Annotated in this window: 17 protein-coding genes; 9 read left to right on the forward strand and 8 right to left on the reverse strand. The window is 55.2% G+C overall.

All coding sequences use genetic code 11. The annotated features are described in order from the left end of the window. The first annotated feature begins 33 nt into the window (after nucleotides 1-33). The 5 genes from dnaE to tilS all read left to right on the forward strand — a co-directional run bounded on the left by dnaE (nucleotide 34) and on the right by tilS (nucleotide 8,524). The gene (dnaE, locus tag IM273_RS20220) at nucleotides 34-3,516 is read left to right on the forward strand and encodes a DNA polymerase III subunit alpha (protein WP_041911187.1); all 3,483 of its coding nucleotides are present in this window, start codon (nucleotides 34-36) and stop codon (nucleotides 3,514-3,516) included. A 12-nt stretch (nucleotides 3,517-3,528) separates the two neighbouring features. After that, nucleotides 3,529-4,488, forward strand: coding sequence for an acetyl-CoA carboxylase carboxyl transferase subunit alpha (accA, locus tag IM273_RS20225; RefSeq protein WP_013095666.1), 960 nt, complete (start codon nucleotides 3,529-3,531; stop codon nucleotides 4,486-4,488). Nucleotides 4,489-4,588: 100 nt separating this feature from the next. Continuing rightward, on the forward strand, nucleotides 4,589-6,721 hold the full coding sequence (locus IM273_RS20230) for a lysine decarboxylase LdcC (RefSeq protein WP_193051723.1): 2,133 nt from the start codon (nucleotides 4,589-4,591) through the stop codon (nucleotides 6,719-6,721). A gap of 65 nt (nucleotides 6,722-6,786) precedes the next feature. Continuing rightward, entirely contained in the window at nucleotides 6,787-7,176 is a 390-nt protein-coding gene (locus IM273_RS20235) for a VOC family protein (protein ID WP_049000570.1), read from the forward strand. 58 nt (nucleotides 7,177-7,234) lie between these two features. Beyond that, on the forward strand, nucleotides 7,235-8,524 hold the full coding sequence (gene tilS / locus IM273_RS20240; protein ID WP_193051724.1) for a tRNA lysidine(34) synthetase TilS: 1,290 nt from the start codon (nucleotides 7,235-7,237) through the stop codon (nucleotides 8,522-8,524). Between the two features lie 28 nt (nucleotides 8,525-8,552). Here the strand turns inward: tilS and rof are convergent, their stop codons facing one another. Beyond that, entirely contained in the window at nucleotides 8,553-8,813 is a 261-nt protein-coding gene (gene rof / locus IM273_RS20245; RefSeq protein WP_028015593.1) for a Rho-binding antiterminator, read from the reverse strand. Further along, a complete protein-coding gene (locus IM273_RS20250; protein ID WP_008501889.1) occupies nucleotides 8,800-9,000 on the reverse strand; it encodes a YaeP family protein in 201 nt (66 codons plus the stop codon). The genes rof and IM273_RS20250 overlap by 14 nt, the downstream gene beginning before the upstream one ends. A 196-nt stretch (nucleotides 9,001-9,196) precedes the next feature. Here IM273_RS20250 and IM273_RS20255 point away from each other — a divergent pair, with 196 nt between their 5' ends. From IM273_RS20255 to nlpE, 3 genes are read left to right on the forward strand one after another with little or no spacing between them, the layout of a single operon-like run. Then, nucleotides 9,197-9,742, forward strand: coding sequence for a YaeQ family protein (locus tag IM273_RS20255; RefSeq protein WP_028015594.1), 546 nt, complete (start codon nucleotides 9,197-9,199; stop codon nucleotides 9,740-9,742). Continuing rightward, on the forward strand, nucleotides 9,739-10,161 hold the full coding sequence (gene arfB, locus IM273_RS20260; RefSeq protein WP_028015595.1) for an alternative ribosome rescue aminoacyl-tRNA hydrolase ArfB: 423 nt from the start codon (nucleotides 9,739-9,741) through the stop codon (nucleotides 10,159-10,161). Before IM273_RS20255 ends, arfB begins: the two co-directional genes overlap by 4 nt. Nucleotides 10,162-10,195: 34 nt before the next feature. Continuing rightward, on the forward strand, nucleotides 10,196-10,894 hold the full coding sequence (gene nlpE, locus IM273_RS20265; protein WP_048960338.1) for an envelope stress response activation lipoprotein NlpE: 699 nt from the start codon (nucleotides 10,196-10,198) through the stop codon (nucleotides 10,892-10,894). A 47-nt stretch (nucleotides 10,895-10,941) separates the two neighbouring features. Here the strand turns inward: nlpE and proS are convergent, their stop codons facing one another. The 6 genes from proS to metN all read right to left on the reverse strand — a co-directional run bounded on the left by proS (nucleotide 10,942) and on the right by metN (nucleotide 16,521). Further along, nucleotides 10,942-12,660 (reverse strand): proline--tRNA ligase, encoded by a 1,719-nt coding sequence (gene proS, locus IM273_RS20270; RefSeq protein ID WP_049000574.1) that lies wholly within the window; start codon nucleotides 12,658-12,660, stop codon nucleotides 10,942-10,944. 112 nt (nucleotides 12,661-12,772) lie between these two features. Continuing rightward, a complete protein-coding gene (tsaA, locus tag IM273_RS20275; RefSeq protein ID WP_193051725.1) occupies nucleotides 12,773-13,480 on the reverse strand; it encodes a tRNA (N6-threonylcarbamoyladenosine(37)-N6)-methyltransferase TrmO in 708 nt (235 codons plus the stop codon). Further along, a complete protein-coding gene (rcsF, locus tag IM273_RS20280; protein ID WP_008501883.1) occupies nucleotides 13,477-13,881 on the reverse strand; it encodes an Rcs stress response system protein RcsF in 405 nt (134 codons plus the stop codon). Before rcsF ends, tsaA begins: the two co-directional genes overlap by 4 nt. Before the next feature lie 106 nt (nucleotides 13,882-13,987). Continuing rightward, nucleotides 13,988-14,803 carry a methionine ABC transporter substrate-binding lipoprotein MetQ gene (gene metQ, locus IM273_RS20285; protein WP_193051726.1) on the reverse strand — a complete coding sequence of 272 codons (816 nt, stop codon included), beginning with the start codon at nucleotides 14,801-14,803 and terminating at the stop codon, nucleotides 13,988-13,990. Nucleotides 14,804-14,843: 40 nt separating this feature from the next. Next, entirely contained in the window at nucleotides 14,844-15,497 is a 654-nt protein-coding gene (locus IM273_RS20290; RefSeq protein WP_193051727.1) for a methionine ABC transporter permease MetI, read from the reverse strand. Further along, nucleotides 15,490-16,521 carry a methionine ABC transporter ATP-binding protein MetN gene (metN, locus tag IM273_RS20295; protein WP_193051728.1) on the reverse strand — a complete coding sequence of 344 codons (1,032 nt, stop codon included), beginning with the start codon at nucleotides 16,519-16,521 and terminating at the stop codon, nucleotides 15,490-15,492. Before metN ends, IM273_RS20290 begins: the two co-directional genes overlap by 8 nt. A gap of 188 nt (nucleotides 16,522-16,709) precedes the next feature. On the opposite strand from metN, the gene gmhB reads away from it, so the two are divergent. Continuing rightward, nucleotides 16,710-17,276 carry a D-glycero-beta-D-manno-heptose 1,7-bisphosphate 7-phosphatase gene (gene gmhB, locus IM273_RS20300; protein WP_028015601.1) on the forward strand — a complete coding sequence of 189 codons (567 nt, stop codon included), beginning with the start codon at nucleotides 16,710-16,712 and terminating at the stop codon, nucleotides 17,274-17,276. Nucleotides 17,277-17,513: the final 237 nt, after the last annotated feature.

Raw genomic sequence — 17,513 nt, forward strand, 5'->3', positions numbered from 1 at the left:
GACGCAAGCAATTAAGTAACGCGGGATCTGAAGATGGCTGAACCACGTTTCGTACACCTGCGGGTGCATAGCGACTACTCCATGATCGATGGGCTGGCAAAGACCGGGCCGCTGGTAAAAAAGGCGGCCTCGCTTGGCATGCCTGCGCTGGCGATCACCGATTTTACCAACCTGTGCGGCCTGGTGAAGTTCTACGGGACGGCGCATGGCGCGGGGATGAAGCCTATCGTCGGTGCGGATTTCCATGTGCAGAGCGATCTCATCGGCGATGAACTGACGCAAATCTCCGTGTTGGCGATGAACAATACGGGTTACCAAAACCTCACTCTGCTTATCTCAAAAGCCTATCAGCGCGGTTATGGGGCGCTGGGTCCGTGGATTGACAGGGAATGGCTGGCTGAGCTGAACGAAGGGCTGCTGCTGATCTCCGGCGGCCGCATGGGCGATGTCGGTAAATCCCTGCTGCGCGGTAACAGCGCGCTGGTGGATCAGTGCGTCTCGTTCTATGAAGAGTACTTCCCGAATCGTTACTATCTGGAGCTGATTCGCACCGGCCGCCAGGATGAAGAGAACTATCTGCACGCTGCTGTCGCACTGGCAGAAGAGCGCGGCTTGCCCGTGGTGGCAACGAATGACGTGCGTTTCCTGGAGTCCGGCGATTTTGATGCGCATGAAATTCGCGTCGCTATCCACGATGGCTTCACTCTCGACGATCCAAAGCGTCCGCGGAACTACTCATCGCAGCAGTATATGCGCAGCGAAGAGGAGATGTGCGAGCTCTTCTCCGACATTCCGGAAGCACTGGAAAACAGCGTAGAGATTGCCAAGCGCTGTAACGTGACCGTGCGCCTCGGCGAATACTTCCTGCCGCAGTTCCCGACCGGGGACATGACCACGGAAGATTTCCTGGTCATGAAATCGAAAGAAGGTCTGGAAGAGCGTCTCGAATTCCTGTTCCCGGATGAAGAAGAGCGTAAAAAACGTCGTCCGGAGTATGACGAACGCCTGGATATTGAACTCCAGGTGATTAACCAGATGGGCTTCCCGGGCTACTTCCTGATTGTAATGGAGTTTATCCAGTGGTCGAAGGATAACGGCGTGCCGGTAGGTCCGGGCCGTGGCTCGGGTGCGGGCTCACTGGTGGCGTATGCGCTGAAAATTACCGACCTCGATCCGCTGGAATTTGACCTGCTGTTCGAACGTTTCCTTAACCCGGAACGTGTCTCCATGCCCGACTTCGACGTCGACTTCTGCATGGAAAAACGCGACCAAGTGATTGAGCACGTGGCCGATATGTACGGTCGTGACGCGGTTTCGCAGATCATTACCTTCGGTACTATGGCGGCGAAAGCGGTTATCCGCGACGTGGGCCGCGTGCTGGGTCATCCGTACGGTTTTGTCGATCGTATTTCAAAGCTGGTGCCGCCCGATCCGGGCATGACGCTGGCAAAAGCCTTTGAAGCCGAACCTCAGCTGCCGGAAATCTACGAAGCTGATGAAGAGGTAAAAGCGCTGATCGACATGGCGCGTAAGCTTGAAGGCGTGACGCGTAACGCCGGTAAGCATGCGGGGGGCGTGGTTATCGCCCCGACCAAAATCACCGACTTTGCGCCGCTCTACTGCGACGAAGCGGGCCAGCACCCGGTCACCCAGTTCGATAAAAACGACGTGGAATACGCCGGGCTGGTGAAGTTCGACTTCCTCGGCCTGCGTACGCTGACCATCATCAACTGGGCGCTGGAGATGATCAACGCCCGCCGCGAGAAGAACGGCGAGCCGCCGCTGGATATCGCGGCCATCCCGCTGGATGACAAGAAAAGTTTCGACATGCTGCAGCGCTCGGAGACGACAGCCGTCTTCCAGCTTGAATCCCGCGGCATGAAAGATCTGATTAAACGCCTGCAGCCCGACTGCTTCGAAGATATGATCGCGCTGGTGGCCCTGTTCCGTCCGGGCCCGCTGCAGTCAGGGATGGTGGATAACTTTATCGACCGTAAACACGGGCGCGAAGAGATTTCCTACCCGGACGTGCAGTGGCAGCATGAAAGCCTGAAACCGGTGCTGGAGCCGACCTACGGCATCATCCTGTATCAGGAACAGGTCATGCAGATCGCCCAGGTGCTTTCCGGCTATACCCTTGGCGGCGCGGACATGCTGCGTCGTGCGATGGGTAAGAAAAAGCCGGAAGAGATGGCCAAGCAGCGCTCCATCTTTGAAGATGGGGCGAAGAAAAACGGCGTCGATGGCGAACTGGCGATGAAAATCTTCGACCTGGTGGAGAAATTCGCCGGGTACGGATTTAACAAATCTCACTCCGCCGCCTATGCTTTGGTTTCGTATCAAACGCTGTGGCTCAAGGCCCACTATCCCGCTGAGTTTATGGCGGCGGTAATGACCGCCGATATGGACAACACTGAAAAGGTGGTTGGCCTGGTGGACGAGTGCTGGCGCATGGGGCTGAAGATCCTGCCGCCGGATATTAACTCGGGTCTGTACCATTTCCACGTTAACGATGACGGGGAGATCGTCTACGGGATCGGCGCGATAAAAGGCGTGGGTGAGGGGCCGATCGAGGCGATCATCGAAGCGCGTAATAACGGCGGCTACTTCCGTGAGCTGTTCGATCTGTGCGCCCGTACCGATACCAAAAAACTGAACCGCCGCGTGCTGGAAAAACTGATCATGTCTGGCGCGTTTGACAGGCTGGGGCCACACCGTGCCGCGCTGATGAACTCGCTCGGCGATGCGCTTAAAGCTGCAGATCAGCATGCAAAAGCGGAAGCCATTGGACAGGCGGATATGTTCGGCGTGCTGGCGGAAGAGCCAGAGCAGATCGAGCAGTCCTATTCCAACTGCCAGCCGTGGCCAGAACAGGTGGTGCTGGATGGAGAGCGGGAAACGTTAGGTCTGTACCTGACGGGTCACCCGATCAACCAGTATCTTAAAGAAATTGAGCGCTATGTCGGCGGCCACAGGCTCAAAGACATGCATCCGACAGAGCGTGGTAAGATCACCACGGCTGCGGGGCTCGTGATTGCTGCAAGGGTAATGGTCACCAAGCGCGGCAATCGTATCGGCATCTGTACGTTAGATGACCGTTCCGGGCGTCTGGAGGTGATGCTGTTCACCGACGCGCTGGATAAATACCAGCAATTGCTGGAAAAAGACCGCATACTTATCGTCAGCGGACAGGTCAGCTTTGATGACTTCAGCGGGGGGCTTAAAATGACCGCCCGCGAAGTGATGGACATTGACGAAGCCCGGGAAAAATATGCTCGCGGGCTTGCTATCTCGCTGACGGACAGGCAAATTGATGACCAGCTTTTAAACCGACTCCGTCAGTCTCTGGAACCCCACCGCTCGGGGACCATTCCAGTACATCTCTACTATCAGAGGGCGGATGCACGTGCGCGGTTGCGCTTTGGTGCAACGTGGCGTGTCTCTCCGAGCGATCGTTTACTGAACGATCTCCGTGGCCTCATTGGTTCGGAGCAGGTGGAACTGGAGTTTGACTAATACAGGAATACTATGAGTCTGAATTTCCTTGATTTCGAACAGCCGATTGCTGAGCTGGAAGCGAAAATCGATTCTCTGACAGCGGTAAGCCGTCAGGATGAAAAACTGGATATTAACATCGACGAAGAAGTGCATCGTCTGCGCGAAAAAAGCGTAGAGCTGACGCGCAAAATCTTTGCCGATCTCGGCGCATGGCAGATCGCGCAGCTGGCGCGTCATCCACAGCGTCCGTACACCCTGGATTATGTCCGCCTGGCGTTTGACGAATTTGACGAACTGGCAGGCGACCGCGCATACGCTGACGATAAAGCTATCGTTGGCGGTATCGCGCGTCTGGACGGACGCCCGGTGATGATCATTGGTCACCAGAAAGGCCGTGAAACCAAAGAGAAGATCCGTCGTAACTTCGGTATGCCAGCACCAGAAGGCTATCGTAAGGCCCTGCGTCTGATGGAGATGGCTGAGCGTTTCAACATGCCAATCATCACCTTCATCGACACCCCGGGTGCATACCCAGGCGTAGGCGCGGAAGAGCGCGGCCAGTCTGAAGCTATCGCACGCAACCTGCGCGAGATGTCTCGCCTGAAGGTTCCGGTCATCTGTACCGTTATCGGTGAGGGTGGTTCCGGCGGTGCGCTGGCGATTGGCGTGGGCGATAAAGTGAATATGCTGCAGTACAGCACCTATTCCGTTATCTCCCCGGAAGGCTGTGCGTCCATTCTGTGGAAAAGCGCCGACAAAGCGCCGCTGGCCGCTGAAGCGATGGGCATCATTGCGCCGCGTCTGAAAGAGCTGAAGCTGATCGACACCGTTATCCCGGAGCCTCTGGGCGGCGCGCATCGTAAGCCGGAAGTGATGGCTGCTTCCCTGAAAGCACAGCTGCTGGCCGACCTGGCCGATCTGGACGTCCTGAGCAAAGAAGACCTGCTCAACCGTCGTTACCAGCGTTTGATGACCTACGGTTACGCGTAAGCTTCACAATTATCTGAAAAGCCGCACATTGTTGCGGCTTTTTTTATACCTGCCGTTTACCTTAACTATGCTTATCTGATGTTTTTCAAGGAGGTAAACCATGAACATCATTGCCATCATGGGGCCACACGGCGTCTTTTATAAAGACGAGCCCATCAAGGAGCTGGAGCAAGCCCTTGAAGCACGCGGATATCAGCTAATCTGGCCGCAAAACAGCGCCGATCTGCTGAAATTTATCGAACATAATCCGCGCATCTGTGGCGTGATATTCGACTGGGACGAATACGACATGGAGCTGTGCAGCGAGATCAACAGGCTGAATGAATACCTTCCGCTCTACGCCTTTATCAACACTCATTCGACCATGGACGTCAGCGCGCACGATATGCGCATGGCGCTGTGGTTCTTCGAATACGCGCTCGGCGTGGCCGAGGACATTGCGACCCGCATTCAGCAGTACACCGGTGAATACCTTGATAACATCACGCCGCCGTTTACGCGTGCGCTTTTCACCTATGTGAAAGAGGGGAAATACACCTTCTGTACGCCGGGACACATGGCCGGAACGGCCTATCAAAAAAGCCCGGTGGGGTGCCTTTTCTACGATTTCTTCGGCGGCAACACCCTGAAAGCAGACGTGTCGATTTCAGTGACAGAACTGGGTTCTCTGCTGGATCACACCGGGCCACATCTTGAAGCCGAAGAGTATATCGCCCGCACCTTTGGCGCCGAGCAGAGCTATATGGTGACCAACGGCACCTCGACCTCGAACAAAATCGTCGGAATGTACGCCGCGCCAACCGGAAGCACGTTGCTGATTGACCGTAACTGCCATAAATCGCTGGCGCACCTGCTGATGATGAGCGACGTCGTCCCGATCTGGCTGTCACCCACGCGTAACGCGCTCGGTATCCTCGGCGGCATTCCGCGCCGGGAGTTCACGCACCAGGCCATCGAAAGTAAGGTTGCGGCGATCCCCGACGCAAGCTGGCCTGTCCATGCGGTAATCACCAACTCCACCTATGACGGTCTGCTGTATAACACGAACTGGATCAAGCAGACGCTGGACGTACCGTCGATCCACTTCGATTCCGCGTGGGTGCCCTATACCAACTTCCACCCGATTTACTCGGGCAAAAGCGGGATGAGCGGCGAGCGCGTGCCGGGCAAGGTCTTTTTCGAAACGCAGTCGACGCACAAAATGCTGGCCGCGTTTTCGCAGGCTTCGTTAATCCATATTAAAGGCGAGTACGACGAGGATACGTTTAATGAAGCCTTTATGATGCACACCACCACCTCACCGAGCTATCCGCTGGTGGCCTCTATCGAGACGGCGGCGGCGATGTTGCGCGGCAATCCGGGTAAACGCCTGATTAACCGCTCGGTGGAACGGGCGCTGCATTTCCGTAAAGAGGTCCAGCGGCTGAAGGATGAGGCCGACGGTTGGTTCTTCGATATCTGGCAGCCGGAAGAGATCGACGAGGCGGAGTGCTGGCCCGTCGCGCCGGGAGAGAGCTGGCACGGCTTCCGGGATGCTGATGCGGACCACATGTTTCTCGATCCTGTGAAGGTGACGATCCTTACGCCGGGCATGGACGAACAGGGCGTGATGGGCGAGGATGGGATCCCTGCTGCACTGGTAGCGAAGTTCCTTGACGAGCGTGGCGTAGTGGTGGAAAAAACCGGTCCTTACAATCTGCTGTTCCTGTTCAGCATCGGGATCGATAAAACACGGGCGATGGGTTTGCTCCGCGGGCTGATGGAGTTCAAGCGCGCCTACGATCTGAACCTGCGGGTGAAGAACATGCTGCCGGATCTCTACGCGGAAGATCCTGACTTTTACCGCAACATGCGCATTCAGGATCTGGCTCAGGGTATCCACCGACTGATCCGCCAGCACGATCTGCCGCGCCTGATGCTCCAGGCGTTTGATGTCCTGCCTGATATGAAGCTGACGCCGCACAAGGCCTGGCAGCGGCAGGTGAAAGGCGAAGTCGAAACCGTTGAGCTGGAAAATCTGGTCGGGCGGGTATCGGCCAACATGATCCTGCCGTATCCGCCGGGCGTGCCGCTGCTGATGCCGGGTGAGATGATCACCGAGGAGAGCCGGGCGGTGCTCGATTTTCTGCTGATGCTCTGTTCGGTAGGACGTCACTATCCAGGCTTTGAAACGGATATCCACGGCGCGAAACGCGATGAAAACGGCGTGTACTGGGTGCGAGTCCTAAAATAAAGGTGACCGCTTGCCAGGTGTGGGTTTTCGGTTGTAACGTTCAGGCATCATAAAAAGGAGAAGCTATGCTGGGTTTAAAAGCGGTTCACCATATTGCGATCATCGCCACCGATTATGCGAAAAGTAAGGCCTTCTACTGCGACATTCTTGGCTTTACGCTCATGAGCGAGGCCTACCGCGAGGAGCGTGACTCCTGGAAGGGCGATCTCGCGCTAAACGGGCAGTATGTGATTGAGCTGTTCTCTTTTCCTTTCCCGCCTTCACGTCCGTCCCGCCCGGAAGCCTGCGGCCTGCGTCATCTGGCTTTCAGCGTTGATGATCTTGATAGCGCAGTAAAACACCTGGAGGCGCACGGCGTGACGTGCGAGGCGATTCGCGTCGATCCGTTTACCAACAAGCGGTTTACCTTTTTTAACGACCCGGACGGCCTGCCGCTGGAGCTTTACCAGCAGTAATGTTTGTCCTGTGTGATAATGCCCGCTCAGTTCGGGCATTTTTTATGTGTAATTTCCTATGACCTTACCTGCTATCGCACAAGCCGTTTCACCGTACCGCCAGCTGCTGGTGGGGTTTAGCGGTGGCCTGGATTCCACCGTGTTGCTGCATCGCCTTAAGCTCTGGCGCGACCGGGACCCTGGCGTCCAGCTTCGGGCTATACATATCCACCACGGCCTAAGCCGTCATGCAGAGGATTGGGTGGCGCACTGTGAAGCCTTGTGTGAGGCGTGGGCTATCCCGCTCATCGTTGAGCGCGTCACGCTTGCTGATGAAGGATTGGGTATTGAGGCGCAGGCGCGTAAAGCCCGCTATACCGCTTTTGCCGGCGTATTGCTGCCCGGCGAAGCGCTGGTCACGGCGCAGCATCTGGACGATCAGTGCGAAACCTTTTTGCTGGCGCTTAAGCGGGGCAGCGGACCCGCGGGGCTTTCCGCCATGCCGGCGCGTTCTGATTTTGCCGGAACGCAATTATTACGGCCGTTGATTGGCGAGACCCGCGCGTCGCTGGAAGCCTGGGCGCGGGAACATCAGCTGAGCTGGATCGAAGATGAGAGCAACCGGGACGACAGCTACGATCGTAACTTCCTGCGTCTGCGCGTCCTCCCGCTTTTAAGCGAGCGCTGGCCGCATTTCGCCGACGCGACGGCAAGAAGCGCCATGCTGTGTGCCGAACAGGAAAGCCTGCTGGATGAGTTACTCAGCGAGGAGCTGTCTGACCTCATTTCAGAAGACGGAGCGCTGGCAATTGCGCCTCTGGAGGCGATAAGCCCGGCGCGTCGGGCCGCGCTGTTACGTCGCTGGCTCGCCACTCATCATGCTGCGATGCCGTCGCGGGCAATGCTGAGCCGTATCTGGGACGAAGTCGCGCAGGCGCGGGAAGATGCTTCCCCCTGCGTACACCTGAGTGGATATGAGGTCAGACGCTATAAAGGCAAACTCTGGTGGGTAAAATACTCCCCCTCGCTGACCGATGTGGTGCTTCACTGGACCTCACCAGAGGTACCGCTGATATTGCCTCAGGACACGGGGAGTGTCTCTCTGATGCCGACTGGGCATGTGCGTCTGCCAAAGCCCGGAGAACCCGTCAGCGTGCGCTTTAAGGCTGGCGGCTTGCTGCATATCGTCGGACGCAACGGGGGACGGAAGCTGAAAAAGATATGGCAAGAGTACAACGTGCCGCCGTGGCTGCGCGACACCACGCCGCTGCTGTTCTACGGTGAAACGCTGATTGCTGCTGCAGGGGTGTTCATCACGGAAGAGGGGTGGACAGAAGAGGGTGCCAGCTTCGAGTGGCGGAAAGCGTAACGGGCAGCCCGGCTGCCCGTTAATGTCATCAGGATTCGCTCACCACGACGGTGCCGATTTGCGGGTGGCTGAAGCTGGCTATTTTGTCCAGACGCAGCTCGCGCGTCGCACCGGCATCTTCCACGACCAGGTATTCCACATTCTTGCGTGAAAGCAGATCGCTGGCCTTCGCCTTCAACACTTCGCCATCTTTTAGCTCCAGCGTCAGTATTAAATGATGCTGGCAGGCGAGTTCGAGGTTGTCATAGTCATCACAATTGATGGGTTGATAAGTATCATTCATCGACATAATCGCTCACCAGTAAATTCGCCGCAGCATACGCTGCTTTTTCCCTGACCGACTCTGAAAGGCTCTCATCAGAGGCCACTTCATTAAGCACCTTCAATACACAGCCCAACGCGTCCGGGACATACCCCAGATCTCCGCTGGCGATTTCCGCATACCGTTTGCGAATTAACTCACAATAATTATTCACATCCCCTCCCGCCAGCGCACTGACTTACTGTGAGATATCATTAAGCCTACGAAGATAAACTCGGTTTAGCAAGGTGACTATACCATACTCATTTAAGCAATATCAGCGCCTTGATAGCGGTGTATTTATTACTCCGTAACAGCCTTTTGCCTCCGTTTTCGCTACAATGTGCGGCTGATTCGAATGGAGTTCTCTCATGGCGCTGAAAGCGACAATTTATAAAGCAGTGGTCAACGTGGCCGATCTTGATCGCAACCAGTTTCTGGACGCGTCGCTTACGCTGGCACGCCACCCCTCCGAAACACAGGAGCGTATGATGCTGCGCCTGCTGGCGTGGATTAAGTATGCTGATGAACGTCTGCAGTTTACCCGTGGGTTAAGTGCGGAAGATGAGCCTGAAGCCTGGCTGCGCAACGACCATCTGGGGATCGATTTATGGATTGAACTCGGTCTGCCGGACGAGCGCAGGATTAAAAAGGCGTGTACTCAGTCTGCGGAAGTGGCGTTATTCGCCTATAACCAGCGCGCGGCGGAGATTTGGTGGCAGCAAAATAAGAATAAATGCGCGCAGTTTAAAAATCTCGCCGTCTGGTATCTGGATGATGAACAGCTGGCGCAGCTGAGCGAGTTCGCCAGCCGGACGATGGCGCTGCAGGCAACGATTCAGGACGGAGCCATCTGGCTTTCTGATTCTCAGAATAATCTGGAAATTCATCTGACAGCCTGGCAGCCTGCGCCATGATCGTCTTGTCCCGAAGCGTCAGCATCCCTGATAGCGAGCTGGAGATCGCCGCCATCCGTGCTCAGGGCGCGGGCGGGCAGCACGTCAACAAGGCGTCGACGGCTATCCATTTGCGTTTTGACATTCGGGCCTCAAGCCTGCCAGAGTATTATAAAGAAAGTCTGCTTGCCGCCAGCCATCATCTGATTACCAGCGATGGCGTGATTGTGATCAAAGCCCAGGAGTACCGCAGCCAGGAATTAAACCGGGAAGCGGCGCTAGCCAGGCTGGTGGCGGTCATCAAAGAGTTAACGGCAGTACAAAAAAGCCGCCGGGCAACGCGGCCAACCCGCGCATCGAAAGAGCGTCGGCTGTCCTCGAAAGCCCAAAAATCCACAGTGAAAGCATTACGCGGTAAAGTTCGTCGCCCGATGGAGTGACGAAAGGGAACACAATTTTCATAAGGAATTCATTGTGAAAAAAGCATTATTTTCAGCGCTGGCAGTGAGTACACTGTTTGCGCTTTTCGGGTGTAACAACCGTTCTGAAACGCAGGTTTTGCAGCCAGCGCAGAATGAAGAGTTAAAGCCAATGCAGCAGAGCTGGCGCGGCGTATTGCCTTGCGCGGACTGCGAAGGCATTGAAACGTCACTGTTCCTGCAAAAAGACGGTACCTGGGTGATGAACCAGCGCTACCAGGGGGCGAAAGAACCCTCTTCATTTGCCACCTACGGGACATGGGCGCGTACGGCGGAGAAGCTGGTCCTGACGGATACCTCCGGTGACAAAACCTGGTTCCGCCCAAAAGGTGAGAACATGGAAATGCTCGACCGGGAAGGCAATCCGATTGAATCCCAGCTCAACTACACGCTGACGCCGGTGAAAGCGGCGCTGCCAGCCACGCCAATGGCGATGCGGGGGATGTATTTCTATATGGCGGATGCGGCGATCTTTACCGACTGCGCTACCGGTAAAAAAGTCAGCGTGGCAAACAATGCGCAGCTTGAACGTGATTACGCCGTGGCGCGCGGCAATGACAGCAAGCCGGTATTGCTGACGGTTGATGGCCACTTTACGCTGGAGCCAAACCCGGATAGCGGGGAGATGGTGAAAACGCTGGTGGCAGATAAAGACGCGAAGTTTGTCGCGGGTAAAGACTGTAACAGTAAATAAATTGACGTTGAGCCATTAAAAAACCCCGCCAGAGCGGGGTTTTTTGTTTAGCCTTTGATGGCTTTCACCAGGTAATCAAGAATATCGCTGGTCTTGATCATCTGTTTTTCGCCGCTGCGACGGTATTTGTATTCAATCTCATCGCTGTCGAGGTTACGGTCGCCGATGACGACGGTGTGCGGGATACCGATCAGTTCCATATCGGCAAACATCACGCCCGGACGCTCTTTACGGTCATCCATCAGCACTTCGATACCCTGAGCGCGCAGCTCGGCGTACAGCTTCTCGGCCAGCTCCTGCACGCGGTAAGACTTGTGCATGTTCATTGGCAGAATGGCCACCTGGAACGGCGCGATGTTGTCCGGCCAGACGATGCCGCGCTCGTCGTAGTTCTGCTCGATGGCCGCAGCCACCACGCGCGTTACCCCGATACCGTAGCAGCCCATGGTCAGGATCTGGTTACGGCCATCTTCACCCTGAACGGCGGCGTTCAGCGCACGAGAGTATTTATCACCCAGCTGGAAGATGTGGCCCACTTCGATACCGCGCTTGATCATCAGCGTACCCTGGCCGTCCGGGCTTGGGTCGCCTGCAACCACGTTACGGATGTCTGCCACTTCTGGCGTCGCCACGTCGCGATCCCAGTTAATGCCGAAGTAATGTTTACCGTCGATGTTAGCACCCGCGGAGAAGTCGCTCATTGCAGCAACCGTGCGGTCAATAACGACAGGAACCGGCATATTCACCGGACCGAGAGAGCCTGGGCCGGCATTCACGACGGCGCGGATTTCCGCTTCCGTGGCGAACGTCAGCGGGCTGGCGACCTGCGGCAGCTTTTCGGCTTTCACTTCGTTCAGTTCATGATCGCCACGCACCAGCAGGGCAACCAGCGGGTAAGCGCTGCCTTCGGTGGATTTCACCAGCAGCGTTTTCACGGTTTTCTCGACTGGCAGACTGAACTGCTCAACCAGCTCGGCGATGGTTTTCGCATTTGGCGTATCAACCAGCGTCATCTCTTGCGTTGCCGCGCCGCGAGGTTCTTTTGGTGCCAGCGCTTCTGCAAATTCGATGTTCGCCGCGTAGTCTGAAGAGTCAGAGAAGATCACATCGTCTTCACCGCTCTGCGCCAGAACCTGGAACTCATGGGACGCGCTACCGCCGATGGAGCCGGTATCAGCCTGCACAGCGCGGAAATCCAGACCCATGCGGGAGAAGATTTTGCTGTAAGCCTCGTACATTTTGTCGTAGGTCTCTTGCAGCGATTCCTGTGACGTATGGAAAGAGTAGGCATCTTTCATCAGGAATTCGCGAGAGCGCATCACGCCGAAACGTGGGCGCACTTCGTCACGGAACTTGGTCTGGATCTGGAAGAAGTTCAGCGGCAGCTGTTTGTAAGAGCTCAGCTCGTTACGAATCAGATCGGTAATGACTTCTTCATGCGTTGGACCGAGAACGAACGGACGCTCGCCGCGATCGACGAAGCGCAGCAGTTCTGGGCCATATTGCTCCCAACGACCGCTCTCCTGCCACAGGTCAGCGGGCTGAACCACGGGCATGGACACCTCGATAGCACCGGCGTTGTTCATCTCTTCACGCACGATGTTTTCGACTTTTTTCAGGACGCGCACGCCGGTCGGCAGCCAGGTGTATAACCCGGAGGCCAGCTTGCGGATCATCCCGGCGCGCAGCATCAGTTGATGGCTGATCACTTCGGCGTCGGCAGGTGTCTCCTTCAGAGTGGAGAGCAGATATTGGCTAGTACGCATGTTGTTACGGTTCCATTTCGACGATTGGAACAGGCTGAAACGCCAGCCTGACACAAAAAAAGTGGTTTAGTTTACCAGTGTGGCAAAGATGCCAAAAGAGAGGAGAACAAAATTACCTGGGTTCAAGGGCAAACACTTCGAAACCTGCCCCGGTGACGCGCCAGCGCACGTTAAAATCCAGCAGCCAGACGGCATACGTCTTTCCTGCTTCCTCTTCTTTACGATAGGCCGGACGGGGGTCCTGAGCCAGAACTTCAGTAATGAAATGCCGTAAGCGAGGATAGCGTTTCTCCAGCTGACTCAGCTGTAAGGCTATCTCAGGCGTAAACGAGACTGGCATATCCGCCTGCGGTGTGTCCTGAGCGTAGCTTGCACGCGCATTCGGGAGGGATTCGGCGAAAGGCAAATAGGGTTTGATGTCGATAACCGGCGTGCCGTCAACCAGGTCCAGGCTGCCCAGCTCAAGGATGACCTGATCCTTCTGGCAACGTATGCCTTTCAGCTCAACCAGCGACATCCCGATCGGGTTTGGGCGGAAGGTCGAGCGCGTCGCAAACACGCCCATTCTCGCATTTCCGCCCAGGCGCGGGGGACGCACGGTGGGACGCCAGCCGCCTTCCATTGTCTGGTGAAAAACAAATACCACCCATAAGTGACTGAAAGACTCGAGCCCGCGTACCGCATCGGCCTGGTTATAAGGTGCCTGAAGATGAAGCTCGCCGCTGCCGCTGGTGACCAGACCGGGCTGGCGGGGCACGGCGAACTTCTCTTTATACGGAGAGTGGATAGCGCCTATCTGCTCAAACTTAAATGCACTCATTTCGCCGTAATGTTCAGCGCAGAACCGATGCAAACCGCCTGACGGTAGCAGCCCGGCGTGCCGCTGGTGACTTCGCAGCTGTGCAGCAGCACCGCGTTAGCTTTCATTTTTGCGGCGTTAATCTGCATGCGTTTACGCGCAGTCGGGATATTCGGTGGAGAGTCCTGATTGGTTGCCTGACAGGATTCACCGCTCACTTCACCCAGTTCACGGAACGGTTTGCCGACCAGTTCGTCAGCCTTGGTGATAATGCGAACCGGCGCAGGGCGAACCACTTTCGGTTTTGCAGGCTCTGTTTTTGGCGGGGTTGCCGTGCTTTGAACGGGTTCAACAGGAGATCTGCTTAGCATAGAACAGCCGCTCAGCATGAGTGCTAAAAGACAGATCGGTAAAGCACGCATAATAATTCCTCAATGGATAATCAAAACGTCAGATATTGAATCAGGTGACTGCACAAATGACAAGACGGGCATAAGCCCGTCCTGATGATATTACACTGAGGTGAGATTACCAGCCTTTAACAGCGCCGCCGTTAAACACTTTGTTGGCTTCCTGGTAAACTTCGTCTGACTGATAGGCCTGGACGAACTTCTTCACGTTTTCCGCGTCTTTGTTATCTTCGCGAGTCACGATCAGGTTAACGTACGGAGAGTCTTTATCTTCAACGAAGATACCGTCTTTCGCTGGCGTCAGGCCAATCTGGCTGGCGTAAGTGGTGTTGATAACGGCCAGGGCAATCTGCGCATCGTCCAGAGAACGCGGCAGCTGCGGTGCTTCCAGTTCAACAATTTTCAGATTTTTCGGGTTGTCGGTGACATCCAGAACGGTTGGCAGCAGGCCAACGCCGTCTTTCAGTTTGATCAGGCCCACTTTCTGCAGCAGCAGCAGGGAGCGTCCGAGGTTGGTTGGATCGTTAGGCACGGCTACCTGAGAACCCGGCTGCAGTTCGTCCAGCGATTTAATTTTCTTGGAGTAGCCTGCAATCGGGTAGACGAAGGTGTTACCCACGCCAACCAGCTTATAGCCGCGATCTTTGATCTGCTGATCCAGGTATGGCTTATGCTGGAAGGCGTTGGCGTCGATATCGCCTTTGCTCAGCGCTTCGTTCGGCAGAACGTAATCGTTGAAGGTTACGAGCTCAACGTCCAGACCGTATTTTTCTTTCGCCACTTTCTGAGCAACTTCAGCAACCTGCTGTTCTGCACCTACGATAACGCCCACTTTAATATGGTTTGGATCTTTTTCGTCCTGACCGCAACCCACCAGTGCCAGAGATCCAATCAGCGCGCCTACTGCTGCAAAGGTCTTTAATTTAAACGCCATGTTTTATCCTTAACTCGTCGAGTTTGTGTTGTGTGTAACGTTATTTGTGAGTAACAGCCCGGACGATGCGATCGCCAGAGAACTGGATTAAGTAAACCAGAACAACCAGCAATACCAGAACGGTATTCATCACGGTAGCGTTATATCCAATATAGCCGTACTGATAACCAATCTGTCCTAAACCGCCAGCGCCAACTGCACCGCCCATCGCGGAATACCCTACCAGAGTAATAAGCGTAATCGTTGCCGCGTTCACCAGGCCCGGCAGTGCTTCAGGCAGCAGAACCTTGCGGACGATCTGCATAGGTGTTGCCCCCATTGCACAAGAAGCTTCAATCAAACCGGTTGGGATCTCCAGCAGGGCGTTCTCCACCATACGGGCGATAAACGGCGCAGCGCCTACGGTCAGCGGAACGATAGCCGCCTGCAGACCAATCGATGTGCCGACGATCACGCGGGTAAACGGAATCATCCACACCAGCAGAATAATAAACGGGATGGAACGGAAGATATTCACCAGCGCGGAGAGCGTACGGTAGAGCTTCGCATTCTCAATGATTTGACCCGGACGCGTCACGTACAGCAGTACGCCTACCGGCAGGCCAATCACAAAACCAAAGAAACCCGATACAAAGGTCATTGCCAGCGTTTCCCAAACGCCCCGAACCAGTAGCCACATCATCGGCTCAGACATAACCCAGTACCTCTACTTTTACATGATGTTCTTGCAGCCAGGCGATTGCGGCCTGGGTTTCTTCTTGAGTGCCGTGCATTTCCGTCAGCATGATGCCGAATTTCACGCCACCGGCGTAATCCATCTGCGCGCTAATAATGTTGTTGTTCACGTTAAAGCGACGCGCGGTTTCGGAAAGCAGAGGGGCATCAACGGACTGACCGGTGAATTCCATACGCAACATCGGGACGCTGTCCGCCGTTGCCTCGGTTTTCAAACGCTCCAGATAATCTTCTGGAATATCCAGATGCAGCGTGGACTGAATAAACTGCTGCGCCAGCGGCGTTTTCGGATGGGAAAACACTTCGCTTACGGTGTCCTGCTCGATCAGTTCACCGTTGCTAATGACCGCCACGCAGTCGCAGATGCGTTTCACCACGTCCATCTCGTGCGTAATAAGGAGGATCGTCAGGCCCAGGCGACGGTTAATGTCCTTCAGCAGTTCCAGAATAGAACGTGTGGTGGCTGGATCCAGTGCGCTGGTAGCTTCGTCGCACAGCAGTACTTTTGGATTGCTGGCCAGCGCGCGGGCAATAGCAACACGCTGCTTCTGCCCACCGGACAGATTTGCCGGGTAGCTATCATGCTTATCACCCAGACCCACGAGGTCGAGCAGTTCGGTAACGCGACGCTTCATTTCTTCTTTCGGCGTGTTATCCAGCTCCAGCGGTAAGGCGACGTTGCCGAACACCGTGCGGGAAGCCAGCAGGTTAAAGTGCTGGAAGATCATGCCAATTTGACGGCGCGCTTTGGTGAGTTCTTTTTCCGAAAGGGCGGTAAGTTCCTGACCGCCAACTTCTACGCTGCCCTGGGTTGGGCGCTCAAGCAGGTTAACACAACGGATCAGCGTGCTTTTACCCGCACCCGATGCGCCAATGACGCCATAAATTTGACCAGCAGGAACATGCAGGCTGACGTTGTTCAGCGCCTGAATGGTTCGGTTCCCCTGCTGGAACACTTTGGTGATATTGGAAAGTTTAATCATTAGATTATTTTTATCGTATGTAAGTTAGCCGTGGCATTTTCTTCTGCCAGATACGGGTGATGACCGTAAACAAAACGGATGTTAAGGCATCCAGACGTCTAAATCAATCCAACTCTGTACGATGAGCACTTTATTGCGCTGCGATTCATGAGATACTAGCTCAACAGGCCTTTTTCAGGAGCAAATCGGTGGCTAAATCAGTACCCGCAATTTTTCTCGACCGTGATGGCACTATTAATGTGGATCACGGTTATGTGCATGAGATCGATGAATTCGAATTTATCGACGGCGTTATAGAGGCAATGCGCCAGCTAAAAGAGATGGGCTATGCGCTGGTGGTCGTAACGAACCAGTCCGGCATCGCGCGTGGTAAGTTCACCGAAGCGCAGTTTGAGACACTGACGGAATGGATGGACTGGTCGCTGGCCGATCGCGGGGTCGATCTTGATGGCATTTACTACTGCCCGCACCACCCGCAGGGAACGGTAGAAGAATATCGTCAGACCTGTGACTGCCGTAAACCGCATCCGGGCATGTTTAACTCTGCGCAGGAGTTCTTGCATATTGATATGGCTGCTTCTTATATGGTGGGCGATAAGCTGGAAGATATGCAGGCGGCCGCAGCGGCGGGAGTGGGTACCAAAATATTAGTGCGTACCGGTAAGCCCGTAACGCCAGAAGCAGAAAGTGCAGCGGATTGGGTGATTAATAGTCTGGCAGAGCTGCCAAAAGAGATAAAAAAGCATCAGAAATAGCCTTTTTGGCGAAAAGGTGAGCGGTCGAAATAAAAATGCATATTTCCGCTTGTCATTCCTCGGCAGCTCCCTATAATGCGCCTCCATCGACACGGCGGATGTGAATCACTTCACAGTTAACCCGGTCGGTTGAAGAGAAAAAATCCTGAAATAACGGGTTGACTCTGAAGCGGGAAAGCGTAATATGCACACCCCGCGCCGCAGTGAAAACGAAGCGGCACTGCTCTTTAACAATTT

Origin of the sequence: Enterobacter cloacae complex sp. P13B (assembly GCF_014895915.1) — a bacterium.
GTDB classification, from domain to species: Bacteria; Pseudomonadota; Gammaproteobacteria; order Enterobacterales; family Enterobacteriaceae; genus Enterobacter; species Enterobacter bugandensis.